This is a genomic window from Streptomyces sp. NPDC017225 (assembly GCF_044331465.1).
Lineage (GTDB): Bacteria > Actinomycetota > Actinomycetes > Streptomycetales > Streptomycetaceae > Streptomyces.
Genome location: NZ_JBIRNE010000014.1, coordinates 127,593 through 140,279 on the forward strand (window position 1 = coordinate 127,593; position 12,687 = coordinate 140,279).

A 12,687-nucleotide genomic window follows, 5' to 3' on the forward strand; every position below is an offset into this window, starting at 1 on the left:
GGGCCGGGGTTTTTTGGGGGGGGGGCGGCGCGGGGGCCACCCCCCCCGCCCCCCCCCCCCCCCCGGCGGCCGCCCCCGGGGGGGGGGGCCCCCCCCCCCCCGGGGGGCCGCCCCACCACCGCGTCGTGGTCTCCTCGCGTCCTCTCGGGTCAGCCGAACGTCGCCTTCTCCAGCCAGAGTTCCAGCAGCTCGCGGTCGCCGAGCACCTGGAGTCCGGGGGCGTCCGGCGGAAGCCTGCGGTAGAAGGCCAGTAGCACGTCCGTGAGCGGCCCGCGCAGTGCCACGGTCGCCTTCTCGTGGCCGCGGCGCCAGATGACGCCGTCCTCCGGAAGCTCGACCAGCCACTCCGCGTTCAGGTCGGCCGCGGTGTCCGTGGCGTGCAGGTGGATACTCCGGCCCGGCGCCCGCAGTTCCCTCGTCGGCCCGTCCGGAAGGACCCGCTGCACGAACCGCACGATGTCCAGCCACTCGTCGATCGCGTCCGCCGCCACGTCGGCCGCGACGGCTTCGAAGGGCCGGTCCGCCGCGAGTGCCGCGTCCGCCCCGTGGACGACGAGTTCGTGGGTCGTCCGGCGGGCCCAGAAGCCCGCGGTGTGGTTCCCGGACCACGACCACGCCCGCCCGTCCGGCCCGGCCTCGCGCAGCGCGCGCACGACCGCCTCGCCGGACTCCCCCAGCCATGCCTCCAGCGCGGCCGCGTCCCCCCGCGTCCCGGGTCCTTCCGAGCCCGGCGCCCGGTCCAACGGGACCTCCTCCCCGGCACGGGTGCGGACGATCAGTTCCGTCCAGCGCAGGGCCCGGCCGACGTGCCGCACCAGGTCCTCCAGGGTCCACTCCGGGCAGGTCGGCACGGTGGCGGACAGGTCGGCGCCGGAGGACAGCACGGACCCGAACCGGGCTACCTGACAGGCGATCTCGTCGCAGTAGCGGTCATGGGCGAGGAGTGTCATGCCCGTCACCCTACGAGCGGGACGATCCCTGGAGCACGGCGATTTCCGCCGCGTCGAACTCCACCCCGACGGCGTCCCCGACCTCCGGCGCCGCCCGCAGCGCGCACGCCGCCTCCAGGCGCGGCGCGTGCTCGGGCTGGAGGTGGACGGCGACGTGGGTGCCCCGGAAGGTGCGGGCGGTGACCGTGCAGCGCAGGCCCTCGTCGGCGGGCACCAGCCGGACCCCGGCGGGCCGTACGAGCAGGGCGTGCGTGCCCTGCGGGGCGTCGTCGGGGACCGGCACCTTGCCCCACGGGGTGTCCGCGGCCTGCCCGGCGACGGTCGCCTCGACGACGTTGTCGAAGCCGAGGAAGCGGGCCACGAAGGCGTCGACCGGCCGCTGCCACACCTCGAGCGGTGTCCCCGACTGGGCGATCCGCCCGTCCCGCATCACGACGACCCGGTCGGCGAGCGCGAAGGCCTCGCCCTGGTCGTGGGTCACGGCGAGCACGGTGGTGCCCAGTCGCCCGAACAGCTCCCGCAGCTCCACCACGAGCCGCTCCCGCAGCGAGCGGTCGAGCTGCCCCAGCGGCTCGTCCAGCATCAGCAGCCGGGGCCGGGGCGCGAGGGCGCGAGCCAGCGCCACCCGTTGCTGCTCACCGCCGGAGAGCGCGGCGACGGACCGGTGAGCGGCACCCGGCAGCCCGACCAGTTCCAGCAACTCCCCGACCCGATCACGCTGTTCGGTACGGGACGCGCCACGCATCCGCGGCCCGAAAGCGATGTTTCCGGCCACGTCCCGCTGCGGGAAGAGCTGGTGGTCCTGGAACATCAGCCCGACCTCGCGCTTGTGCGCGGGCACCCCGGACTGGTCCCGTCCGTCCAGCGTCACCCGTCCGGCGTCCAGCGGCTGGAGCCCGGCGACCGCCCGCAACAGGGTCGACTTGCCGCTGCCGCTGGGTCCGAGCACGCACACCACCTCGTGCTGGGCGACACCGAGGTCGACGGCGTCGAGCACGGCCCGCCCGCCGAAACGGACGGTCGCGCCCTCAAGGCTCAGCAGCATTCCCAGCACTCCCGCACTTCCAGAAACTCCCGCATCCCTAGAACTCCCCGCTCCGGTCGGTCCGCAGCCGCTCCAGCACCACCAGGGCCACCGCGCACACCAGCATCAGAATCGTCGAAAGGGCCATGGCCTGGCCGTAGTTCATGTCACCGGGCCGCCCCAGCAGCCGCGCCACGGCCACCGGCAGCGTCGGGTTGTCGGGCCGCGCGATGAACACGGTCGCCCCGAACTCCCCGAGCGACACCGCGAAGGCGAACCCGGCCGCGACCAGCAGCGCCCGCCGCACCATCGGCAGGTCGACCTCCCGCCACACCCGCCACGGCGACGCCCCGAGCACGGACGCCGCCTCCCGCAGCCGTGCGTCCACCGCCCGCAGCACCGGCAGCATGGTCCGTACGACGAAGGGGACGCCGACCAGCGCCTGCGCGAGCGGCACCAGGAACCAGGACGACCGGAGGTCCAGCGGGGGTTCGTCCAGCGCGATCAGGAACCCGAAGCCGACGGTCACCGCGGACACCCCGAGCGGCAGCATCAGCAGCGCGTCGAAGCCGCGTACGAAGCGGCCCGCGTCGCGGCGGGTGAGCGCGGTGGCGGCCAGCGCGCCGATCACCACGGCGATGGCGGTGGCGGCGGCAGCGTACTGGAGGGAGTTGCCGATCGCCTCGATGGGCGGGACGAGGAAGGTGCCGCCGTCCTCGCGGGTCAGCGCCCGGTAGTAGCCGAAGCCGGGTGCGCCCAGCGACCGCTCGACCAGCACGGCGAGCGGCAGCACCAGTAGCACGGCGATGGTGACCAGGACCCCGGCCAGCAGGGCCCACTGCCCCGTCCCGCGCGGCCGGCGCGCGGTCGCGGCCGCGTCCACCAGCCTCAGGGCCGTCTCCCGCCGCCGAACCGTCCAGGCGTGCACGGCGAGGACGGCGGCCACCGCGGCGAACTGGATCAGCGTCAGCACGGCGGCCGTGGACAGATCGAAGATCTGGGAGGTCTGCCGGTAGATCTCCACCTCCAGGGTGGAGAAGGCCGGTCCGCCGAGGATCTGGACCACGCCGAAGGAGGTGAAGGTGAACAGGAACACCATCAGCGCGGCGGCGGCCACGGCCGGTGCGAGCGCGGGCAGTGTCACCTGCCGCCAGGCTCTCAGCCGCGAGGCGCCGAGCATCCGCGCGGCCTCCTCCTGCCGCGGGTCGAGTTGCGACCAGAGGCCGCCGACGGTGCGTACGACGACGGCGTAGTTGAAGAAGACGTGCGCGAGCAGGATCGCCCACACGGTGGTGTCCAGCCGTACGCCCCACAGCTCGTCGAGCAGTCCGCCACGCCCCACCAGCGCCAGGAAGGCCGTACCGACGACGACCGTCGGCAGCACGAACGGCACGGTCACCACCGCCCGCAGCACCTGCTTGCCGGGGAAGTCGAAGCGGGCGAGGACGTAGGCACCCGGCAGGGCGATCAGCAGGGTGAGCGCGGTGGAGGCCAGCGCCTGCCAGGTGGTGAACCACAGCACGTGCCGCACGTCGGACTGCGCGAGCACCTCCCCGATCCGCCCGAACCGCCAGGTGCCGTCGATCTCCAGTCCGCGCGCGACGATCGCGGCGACGGGGTAGGCGAAGAACACCGCGAAGAACGCGACGGGCACGGCCATCAGGGCCAGCCGCGCCGCGTTCCCCGTGCGTCGCCGGCGCCCGGCTACTTGAGTACGAGTGAGGTCCACGACTTGACCCACTGGTCGCGGTTGTCGGCGATCTTCGCCGGGTCCATGGTCCGCGGGTCCTCGGCCTGCGGCCCGAACTTCCGGAACGCCTCGGGGATCTCCGCGCCCTCCCGCACCGGGTAGACGAACATGTTCAGCGGCATGTCGTCCTGGAACTCCTTGCCGAGCAGGAAGTCGAGGAGTGCCTTGCCGCCCTCGGGGTTCCCGGCGTTGCTCAGCAGACCCGCGTACTCGACCTGGCGGAAGCAGGTGCCGGTGGCGACACCCGTCGGCGCCGTGGCCGGCTGCGGATCGGCGTAGATGACCTCGGCGGGCGGGGACGAGGCGTAGGAGACGACGAGCGGGCGGTCGCCCTTGGCCTTCTTGCCGCCGGACGAGCCGGAGAACTCCTCGTTGTAGGCCTGCTCCCAGCTGTCGACGACCTTGACGCCGTTCGCCTTCAGCTTCTTCCAGTAGTCCTGCCAGCCCTCGTCGCCGTACTCGGCGGCGGTGCCGAGCAGGAAGCCGAGGCCGGGCGAGGAACTGCCCGCGTTCTCGGTGACGAGCAGGTCCTCGTACTCGGGCTCGACCAGGTCGTCGAAGGAGTCCGGCGGGGTCAGCCCGTGCTCGCTGAAGTACGCCTTGTCGTAGTTGACGCAGACGTCGCCGGTGGTGACGGGGGTGACCCGGTGCTCGTCCTGGTCGGCCCGGTACTCGGGGAGGACCAGGTCGGAGCCCTTCGCCTCGTACGGCTGGAACAGCCCGTTGTCGAGGGCGCGGGAGAGCAGTGTGTTGTCGACGCCGAAGAAGACGTCGCCCTGCGGGTTGTCCTTGGTGAGGACCGCCTTGTTGACGGCCTGCCCGGCGTCGCCGTCCTCCAGGACCTGGACCTTGTAGCCGGAGCTCTGCTCGAAGGCGGCGATGACGTCCTTCGACACGGCCCACGAGTTGTGGCTGACCAGGGTCACGGTCTCGGAGTCGCCGGCGCCCCGGCTGTCGCCGCCGGACGACGATCCGCACGCGGACAGGCCGGCGACCATGCCGAGGCCGACGGCCAGGACGGTGGCCTTCTTGGTGATGCTCACTGAATTCCTCCTGGGAGACCAGGAGAAGACGCGGCCCCGCCCGGGACCCCTGGCGAGGGTCCCGGGCAGGGCGCAACAGCTCGAGTGGTGACCGATCTCCCTACCCAGAATGACCTGGGCCAGGTTCGGAGGGTCTGCGGCCCGGTGCCGCACTCTCAGCGCTGTGGCGCTCCCCTGTCGGAATATGAAGATGTGGTTCTGTATGACGTACGCAGCTGTCGTACGACGAGGTGCTGACGTCGGTCAGGTTACCGCTCGCTCGCGGCGAGCTGACCACACGCCCCGTCGATCTCCTGCCCACGGGTGTCCCGGATCGTCACCGGCACACCATGCGCCGCGATCGCCTCCACGAACGCCTTCTCGTCCTCGGGCCGCGACGCGGTCCACTTCGAGCCCGGCGTGGGGTTGAGCGGGATGAGGTTGACGTGCACGGGCCTGCCCTTGAGCAGCCGCCCGAGCCGGTCGCCACGCCACGCCTGGTCGTTGATGTCCCGGATCAGCGCGTACTCGATCGACAGCCGGCGTCCGGACGTGGCCGCGTACTCGAACCCGGCGTCCAGCACCTCACGCACCTTCCAGCGCGTGTTGACGGGGACGAGGGTGTCGCGCAGCTCGTCGTCGGGCGCGTGCAGCGAGATGGCGAGGCGGCACTTGAATCCCTCGCCGGTGAAGCGGTGGATGGCCGGGACGAGACCGACGGTGGAGACGGTGATGCCGCGCTGGGAGAGGCCCAGCCCGTCGGGCTCGGGGTCGGTGAGGCGGCGGATGGAACCGACGACCCGGTTGTAGTTGGCGAGGGGCTCGCCCATGCCCATGAACACGATGTTGCTGAGCCGGGCCGGTCCCCCCGGGACCTCGCCGTCCCTGAGCGCCCGCATGCCGTCCACGATCTGGTGCACGATCTCGGCCGTCGACAGGTTCCGGTCCAGGCCGGCCTGTCCGGTGGCGCAGAACGGGCAGTTCATGCCGCAGCCGGCCTGGGAGCTGATGCACATGGTCACCCGGTCCGGGTAACGCATGAGGACGGACTCGACGAGCGTCCCGTCGAACAGCTTCCACAGCGTCTTGCGCGTGGTGCCCTGGTCGGTCGACAGATGCCGCACGACCGTCATCAGCTCGGGCAGCAGCGCCTCCTGGAGGCCCTGGCGCGCGCCGGCCGGGATGTCGGTCCACTGCTGGGGGTCGTGCGCGTACCGCGCGAAGTAGTGCTGCGAGAGCTGCTTGGCGCGGAACGGCTTCTCGCCGATCGCGGCGACGGCCTCCTTGCGCTCCGCGGGCGTGAGGTCGGCGAGGTGCCGAGGCGGCCGCTTCGCTGCGCGGGGCGCGACGAAGGTGAGCTCACCTGGGGCGGGACGGGCCACGGTTGGACAACTCCTCATGACGACGGGCCTGTGGCGAATCCCCGCTCACGCGGGGACGACGGCAGAGCCATGCCGAAGCCAGGAGACCTCACCGGACAACCCCCGCGTGGGCGGGGAAACACGAAAGGGCCCGCGACCGTGCGGGCCCTTCCAGACTACCTGAACGCTGTCAACCCGATCCGACGAAGATCACCAGCAGCAGCCACACCACCGGCGCCGTGGGCAGCAGCGAGTCCAGGCGGTCCATGATGCCGCCGTGGCCCGGGAGCAGCGTGCCCATGTCCTTGATGCCGAGGTCCCGCTTGATCATGGACTCGCCGAGGTCGCCCAGCGTGGCGCTGACGGCGACGACGAGGCCGAGCAGCAGGCCCTGCCACCAGGTGCCGCCGTCGATCAGGAACTGCATGCACAGCGCGCCCGCCACCATCGCGAACGCGACCGCGCCGAGCAGGCCCTCCCGGGTCTTGCCGGGGCTGATGCGCGGGGCGAGCTTGGTCCTGCCGAAGCGCCAGCCGACGGCGTAGGCGCCGGTGTCGCTGACGACCGTCAGTATCAGGAAGACGAGGACACGCCATGCGCCGTCGTCCGCCATGAGCATCATCGCGACGAACGTGGCCAGGAAGGGCACGTAGAACGCCGCGAAGAGGCCTGCCGTGACGTCCCTGAGGTAGCCCTCCGGCGGCTCGGTCATCCGCCATACGAGGACCGCGAGTGCCGTGAGCGCCATGGCGACCCACGCGCCCTCGGAGCCCCGGACGTACCCGGCGACCACCATCGCCGCGCCGCCGATCGCGAGCGGCACGAGGGGTGCCTTGATGCCCTTGCGCTCCTGGAGCCGCTTGGTCAGCTCCCACAGGCCCACCACGACGGCGACCACGATCACGCCGACGAAGACGGCCTTGACGACGAACAGCGACGCCACGATCACGGCGGCCAGTCCGAGGCCGACCCCTATCGCGGCACCCAGGTCACGCCCCGCGGTCTTCTTCTGCGGCTGCGGCTGCGGCTGCGCCGGCTGGGGGGCGTCGGGCATGGGCTCCGGATTCTGCGGCACCGCCGCATACGGCCGCGCCGACGGATTCTCACCGCGGTACGCGTCGTCGCGCGGCGGCTCGTCTCGGAACAGGGGACCGCTCAGCCGAGCGGTCCCCTGGTCGTCGTCCTGGTCTCCGCCGTGTTCAGGTACGCCGGGCACGATGGGCATGGGGCGAGTCTGCTGCGCGTAGTGCGCGTCGTACGTGGGACCCGCCGGGGCAGCGCCCCGGACAGGTCCCTGGTCGGACGGCCCCCAGTACCCGGCTTGTGGCGGCGGCGCTCCCCAGGAAGAGTCGTTCATCAGACCTCGAGCAGCTCCGCTTCCTTGTGCTTCAGGAGCTCGTCCACCTGGGCGACGTACTTGGCGGTGGTGTCGTCGAGTTCCTTCTCCGCGCGGCGGCCCTCGTCCTCGCCGACGTCGCCGTCCTTGACCATCTTGTCGATGGTGTCCTTGGCCTTGCGGCGCACGGAGCGGATGGAGACCTTGGCGTCCTCGGCCTTGCTCTTGGCGACCTTGATGTAGTCGCGGCGGCGCTCCTCGGTGAGCTCGGGGAACACCACCCGGATGATGTTTCCGTCGTTGCTCGGGTTGACGCCCAGGTCGGAGTCGCGGATCGCCTGTTCGATGTTGCGCAGGGCGCTCTTGTCGAAGGGGGTCACCACGGCCATGCGCGGCTCGGGCACGGAGAACGAGGCCAGCTGGTTGATCGGCGTCAGCGCGCCGTAGTAGTCGGCCACGATCTTGTTGAACATCGCCGGGTGCGCACGGCCGGTGCGGATCGCGGCGAAGTCCTCCTTGGCGACCACGACGGCCTTCTCCATCTTCTCCTCGGCCTCGAGGAGGGTCTCTTCGATCACCACTTGCTCCTGCGTGTCTTGAGTAGGCCCGGCTGCGGTTCCCTGTCGGGGCGGCGGCCGGCTGCGTCGCGTTCTTCCTGCACGGTTCCCGACCGTCGGGACATTGTCCATCCCCCGGCCCGGCCCCGTCCCGTCCGTCCCCCGGACAGGTGGCGTCCGCGGACGGGGGGTGGTTCGCCGGTCAGTCCCGGCTGCTTTGGTCACCCACAAGCGTGCCGATCTTCTCACCCTTGACGGCGCGGGCGATATTGCCCTCCTTCAGGAGCTCGAAGACCACGATCGGGAGGCTGTTGTCGCGGCAGAGCGTGACGGCCGTGGCGTCGGCGACCTTCAGGTCGCGGGTGATGACCTCGCCGTAGCCGAGCGCGTCGAACTTCACGGCGTCGGGGTTGGTCTTCGGGTCGGAGTCGTAGACCCCGTCCACGCCGTTCTTGCCCATGAGCAGGGCCTCGGCGTCGATCTCGAGAGCGCGCTGGGCGGCGGTGGTGTCGGTGGAGAAGTAGGGCATGCCCATGCCGGCGCCGAAGATGACCACGCGGCCCTTCTCCAGGTGACGCACGGCGCGCAGCGGGATGTACGGCTCGGCGACCTGGCCCATGGTGATGGCGGTCTGCACGCGGCAGTCGACGCCCTCCTTCTCCAGGAAGTCCTGGAGGGCCAGGCAGTTCATCACGGTGCCGAGCATGCCCATGTAGTCGGAGCGGGCGCGGTCCATGCCGCGTACCTGCAGCTCGGCGCCACGGAAGAAGTTGCCGCCGCCGATGACGATCGCGACCTGCGCGCCGTCCCGGACGACAGCCGCGATCTCGCGGGCGATGGCGTGCACCACGTCGGGGTCGACGCCCAGGCCCCCACCGCCGGAGAAGGCCTCTCCGGACAGCTTCAGCATGAAACGGCCGCGTACTTTGCCGTCGTCGCTCTTCTCGGCCTTGGTGGTGGTCATGGAGATCTCGCCTCTTTTACGTGGGTCACACACGAAGAAGGCCACTGCCGGTGGGGCGTGATTCGCATCCCATACGCGGCAATGGCCTCCTCGTCAGATCTGCTGTCGCCCGGCGCCACACGCGCGTACCCGAAGGCGTACGCGAACGGCGCCGACGACTGCTGTCGACCCTACCGGGGTCGCACGTCCGTCGCGGTACGGACTCAGATGCCGACCTTGATGCGCGAGAAGCGCTTCAGGGAGACACCGGCCTCGTCCAGAACCTTCTGGACGGACTTCTTGTTGTCGAGCGCGTAGGGCTGGCCCAGCAGCGTGGCGTCCTTGAAGAAGCCGTTGAGGCGACCCTCGACGATCTTCGGCAGGGCGGCCTCGGGCTTGCCCTCGGCGCGGGTGGTCTCCTCGGCGACGCGACGCTCGGACTCGACGACCTCGGCCGGGACGTCCTCCTTGGAGAGGTACTTCGGCGCGAAGGCGGCGATGTGCTGGGCGACGCCCTTGGCGATCTCGGCGTTCGGCTTGTCCAGCTCGACGAGGACACCGATCTGCGGGGGCAGGTCGGGCATCGTGCGGTGCATGTACGCGGTCACGAAGCCGCCGGAGAACTGCGCGAAGCGGTCCAGGACGATCTTCTCGCCGAGGTTGGCGTTGGCCTCGTCCACGAACGCCTGGACGGTCTTGCCGGGCTCGATCTCGGAGGCGAGCAGCGCCTCGAGGTCGGCCGGGGCGGCCTTGGCGACGTGCTCGGCGATGGCCTTGGCGACGTTCTGGAACTTGTCGCCCTTGGCGACGAAGTCCGTCTCGCACTTCAGCTCGACGAGGACACCGGAGGTGTTGTCGTCGGCGATGATCGAGACGACGGCGCCGTTCTCGGCAGAGCGGCCCTCGCGCTTGGCGACGCCCTTCTGACCCTTGATGCGGAGCGCCTCGACGGCCTTCTCGACGCTGCCCTCGGCCTCGTCCAGTGCCTTCTTGCAGTCCATCATGCCGGCGCCGGTGAGCTCACGAAGCTTCTTGACGTCGGCGGCGGTGTAGTTCGCCATGAGTCTGTGAATCTTTCTGGAAGTGTGGAAGATCGAAGATCTGCGGGATCACGGACCTGCGCGTGGAGCTGCGGGTCCATGACCTTCCACCGACCTACGGGTGGACGGCGGGAGCGGTTTCGATGTCACCGCTCCCGCCGTCCACTCCGACGGGACGGTCAGGCCTGCTCGCCCTCGGCGGCCGGAGCCTCGGCGGCGGGCGCCTCTTCGGCCGGAGCCTCGGTGGCCGCGGCCTCGGTGGCGGGGGCCTCCTCGGCGGGGGCGGCCTCGGCGGGGGCGGCCTCGGCGGCCGGAGCCTCGGCGGGCTTCTCGGCGGTCTCGGCGTCGGCCGTCTTCTCGGCCTTCTCGCCCTCGAGCAGGTCGCGCTCCCACGCGGCGAGCGGCTCGCCGGCGGCCTTGTCACCCTTGTCGCCGGCAGCGGCGCCGGAGCGGGCGATGAGGCCCTCGGCGACGGCGTCGGCGATCACGCGGGTGAGCAGGGTGACGGAGCGGATCGCGTCGTCGTTGCCCGGGATCTTGTAGTCGACCTCGTCGGGGTCGCAGTTGGTGTCGAGGATGGCGACGACCGGGATGTTGAGCTTCCGGGCCTCGCCGACCGCGATGTGCTCCTTCTTGGTGTCCACGATCCAGACGGCGCTGGGCACCTTGGACATCTCGCGGATACCGCCGAGGGTCTTCTCCAGCTTGGCCTTCTCGCGGGAGAGGACGAGCAGCTCCTTCTTGGTGAGGCCGGAGGCGGCCACGTCCTCGAAGTCGATCTGCTCGAGCTCCTTCAGGCGCTGCAGGCGCTTGTAGACGGTCGAGAAGTTGGTGAGCATGCCGCCCAGCCAGCGCTGGTTGACGTAGGGCATGCCGACGCGGGTGGCCTGCTCGGCGATGGCCTCCTGCGCCTGCTTCTTCGTGCCGACGAACATGACCGTGCCGCCGTGGGCGACGGTCTCCTTGACGAACTCGTAGGCGCGGTCGATGTACGACAGCGACTGGAGCAGGTCGATGATGTAGATGCCGTTGCGCTCCGTGAAGATGAACCGCTTCATCTTCGGGTTCCAACGACGGGTCTGGTGACCGAAGTGGACGCCGCTTTCCAGCAGCTCCCGCATCGTGACGACGGCCATGGCCGTATCTCCTCGAGTTCTCGGTTGTGCCGCGGAAGCCGGACGGCTCCCGCGCCTGACGCCCGCGATGCGCCTGCCGCAAAGGACCGAGGGGCGCTGACACCAGCCTGGACGGGCCTCGTGTCGGGGCGTGCGAAGTCGACCCGGTGACCCGGATCGCCATCAGAAGTGTACGGGACCCACGGGGTACCGGGTGACGCGGCTGTCCACAAGTGGGGAACGGTGCACAGGTCCGGGCGCGATCGGTGCCGGCGCGGGACGGTTCTCGCATGCGAGCGAGGCGATGTGCGGGTGCGTGTATGTGGGTGATCGTGCTGCTGGCCGTCCTGGCCCCGGGACCGACACCGGCCGTGTCGGCCGTGTCGGCCGTGTCGGCACCGGGGGCGGTGGCGGCGGACGCCGGGCCGGTCCCGGGCCCGGGCCCGGTGGTGCCGACGGTGGCCCGCCACTGGCCGGTCGGCGGCCGGCCCCCGGTCCTGCGGGGCTGGGAGCCTCCGGCGACCCCGTACGGCCCGGGCCACCGCGGCGTGGACCTCGCCGCGGCGGACGGTGCCCCGGTACGGGCGGTGGCGGCGGGGAAGGTGTCGTTCGCGGGGCGGGTGGCGGGGCGGGGCGTCGTCTCGGTGGAGCTGACGGGAACGGGTGACCCGCCCCTGCGGACGACGTACGAGCCGGTCGAGGTGGCGGTGAGGAAGGGCGACGAGGTGGCGGCGGGCGAGGTGCTCGGCACGGTGGAACCGACGGGCTCCCACTGCGCGGCCTGCCTGCACTGGGGCCTGCTGCGGGGCGACGTCTACCTGAACCCCCTGCGGGTGCTCCCACCGTGGCTGCTCGCCGGGGGCCCGTCGAGGCTGCTGCCGGTCCTGGGAGTCCCCCTGCCCGCCCCCACGCGGGCACGGACGGCTTCCCCGGCGCCCTGACGGCCTGGCCGCACCTTCACGGTCGGCACGGTGATCCCGAGGCCCCGTCCGCCCGGGCGGTCAGCCCCGCACGCCCCGCAACGCCATGGAGACCGCCGCCTCCGTGATGGCCGTCGGCTCCTCCGCCGCGCCCAGCTCGATCCGGCGCACGGCCGCGTCCACGACTCCCTGGAGCAGCATCGCCGCCAGCCGCGGCTGGGCGTGCCCCTTCTCCCCCAGCGCCTCGACGATCATCGCGATCAGCCCGCCGTGCGCCGCCCGGATCTTCTCCCGCGCGCCGGCGTCGAGCTCGCTGGCGGAGATGGCCACGACGGCCCGGTGCCGCCGGTCCCCTACCAGGTCGAGCTGCTTGCGCACATACGCCTCGACCTTGCCCTCGGGGGTCGCCTCGCGCTCCATCGCCGCCTCGACCTCCGCGGCCCAGACCGGGAAGTCGACGGCGCACAACTCCTCGACGACCGCCGCCCGCGACCGGAAGTACTCGTAGACGGACGACCGGGCAAGACCCGTCCGTTCGGCGAGGGCCGGGAAGGTCAGCGCCTCCGTCCCGCCGTCGGACAACAGGGAGCGTGCCGCGTCCAGCAGGGCGGCACGCTGCATCGACCGGTGCTCGGCCACGGAGGCCGCTCGAATCCTTGGCACGCCACC

The 12,687-nt window shown here is 71.5% G+C and carries 12 protein-coding genes and 1 riboswitch; of the genes, 1 reads left to right on the forward strand and 11 read right to left on the reverse strand.

Features of this window, described 5'->3' with window-relative positions; all coding sequences use genetic code 11:
* Positions 1-149: 149 nt before the first annotated feature.
* The 10 genes from ACH4NX_RS27410 to rpsB form a co-directional block, all read right to left on the reverse strand.
* The gene (locus tag ACH4NX_RS27410; protein ID WP_351398235.1) at positions 150-950 is read right to left on the reverse strand and encodes a maleylpyruvate isomerase family mycothiol-dependent enzyme; all 801 of its coding nucleotides are present in this window, start codon (positions 948-950) and stop codon (positions 150-152) included.
* Positions 951-960: 10 nt separating this feature from the next.
* Positions 961-1,995, reverse strand: coding sequence for an ABC transporter ATP-binding protein (locus tag ACH4NX_RS27415; protein ID WP_398129032.1), 1,035 nt, complete (start codon positions 1,993-1,995; stop codon positions 961-963).
* A gap of 37 nt (positions 1,996-2,032) precedes the next feature.
* Positions 2,033-3,634 (reverse strand): iron ABC transporter permease, encoded by a 1,602-nt coding sequence (locus ACH4NX_RS27420; RefSeq protein WP_351398231.1) that lies wholly within the window; start codon positions 3,632-3,634, stop codon positions 2,033-2,035.
* A 44-nt stretch (positions 3,635-3,678) separates the two neighbouring features.
* A complete protein-coding gene (locus tag ACH4NX_RS27425) occupies positions 3,679-4,767 on the reverse strand; it encodes a thiamine ABC transporter substrate binding subunit (RefSeq protein WP_398129033.1) in 1,089 nt (362 codons plus the stop codon).
* 79 nt (positions 4,768-4,846) lie between these two features.
* Positions 4,847-4,953, reverse strand: a riboswitch (TPP riboswitch).
* Between the two features lie 62 nt (positions 4,954-5,015).
* Positions 5,016-6,128: a 23S rRNA (adenine(2503)-C(2))-methyltransferase RlmN gene (gene rlmN, locus ACH4NX_RS27430; RefSeq protein ID WP_398129034.1), complete on the reverse strand. Its 1,113-nt coding sequence runs from the start codon at positions 6,126-6,128 to the stop codon at positions 5,016-5,018.
* Positions 6,129-6,297: 169 nt separating this feature from the next.
* Positions 6,298-7,464 (reverse strand): phosphatidate cytidylyltransferase, encoded by a 1,167-nt coding sequence (locus tag ACH4NX_RS27435; protein WP_351398225.1) that lies wholly within the window; start codon positions 7,462-7,464, stop codon positions 6,298-6,300.
* Entirely contained in the window at positions 7,464-8,021 is a 558-nt protein-coding gene (frr, locus tag ACH4NX_RS27440; protein ID WP_279561962.1) for a ribosome recycling factor, read from the reverse strand. Before frr ends, ACH4NX_RS27435 begins: the two co-directional genes overlap by 1 nt.
* A 181-nt stretch (positions 8,022-8,202) precedes the next feature.
* On the reverse strand, positions 8,203-8,964 hold the full coding sequence (gene pyrH / locus ACH4NX_RS27445) for a UMP kinase (RefSeq protein ID WP_351398223.1): 762 nt from the start codon (positions 8,962-8,964) through the stop codon (positions 8,203-8,205).
* A gap of 203 nt (positions 8,965-9,167) precedes the next feature.
* Complete coding sequence (tsf, locus tag ACH4NX_RS27450; protein WP_398129035.1) at positions 9,168-10,004, reverse strand: translation elongation factor Ts; 837 nt, start codon at positions 10,002-10,004, stop codon at positions 9,168-9,170.
* A 158-nt stretch (positions 10,005-10,162) separates the two neighbouring features.
* Complete coding sequence (gene rpsB / locus ACH4NX_RS27455; protein WP_398129036.1) at positions 10,163-11,119, reverse strand: 30S ribosomal protein S2; 957 nt, start codon at positions 11,117-11,119, stop codon at positions 10,163-10,165.
* A gap of 299 nt (positions 11,120-11,418) precedes the next feature.
* Between rpsB and ACH4NX_RS27460 the strand changes: the two genes are divergently transcribed.
* Entirely contained in the window at positions 11,419-12,039 is a 621-nt protein-coding gene (locus tag ACH4NX_RS27460; RefSeq protein WP_398129037.1) for a murein hydrolase activator EnvC family protein, read from the forward strand.
* A 60-nt stretch (positions 12,040-12,099) separates the two neighbouring features.
* Here ACH4NX_RS27460 and ACH4NX_RS27465 read toward each other — a convergent pair whose 3' ends face one another.
* Positions 12,100-12,657, reverse strand: a complete 558-nt coding sequence (locus ACH4NX_RS27465; protein ID WP_398129064.1) for a TetR/AcrR family transcriptional regulator — start codon at positions 12,655-12,657, stop codon at positions 12,100-12,102.
* Between the last annotated feature and the right edge of the window lie 30 nt (positions 12,658-12,687).

Coding starts and splice junctions, on each gene's coding strand:
- tsf (WP_398129035.1), bottom strand. CDS start 10,004: ATGGCGAACTACACCGCCGCCGACGTCAAGAAGCTTCGTGAGCTCACC.
- rpsB (WP_398129036.1), bottom strand. CDS start 11,119: ATGGCCGTCGTCACGATGCGGGAGCTGCTGGAAAGCGGCGTCCACTTC.
- ACH4NX_RS27460 (WP_398129037.1), top strand. CDS start 11,419: ATGTGGGTGATCGTGCTGCTGGCCGTCCTGGCCCCGGGACCGACACCG.
- ACH4NX_RS27415 (WP_398129032.1), bottom strand. CDS start 1,995: ATGCTGCTGAGCCTTGAGGGCGCGACCGTCCGTTTCGGCGGGCGGGCC.
- ACH4NX_RS27410 (WP_351398235.1), bottom strand. CDS start 950: ATGACACTCCTCGCCCATGACCGCTACTGCGACGAGATCGCCTGTCAG.
- ACH4NX_RS27420 (WP_351398231.1), bottom strand. CDS start 3,634: ATGGCCGTGCCCGTCGCGTTCTTCGCGGTGTTCTTCGCCTACCCCGTC.
- pyrH (WP_351398223.1), bottom strand. CDS start 8,964: ATGACCACCACCAAGGCCGAGAAGAGCGACGACGGCAAAGTACGCGGC.
- ACH4NX_RS27435 (WP_351398225.1), bottom strand. CDS start 7,464: ATGAACGACTCTTCCTGGGGAGCGCCGCCGCCACAAGCCGGGTACTGG.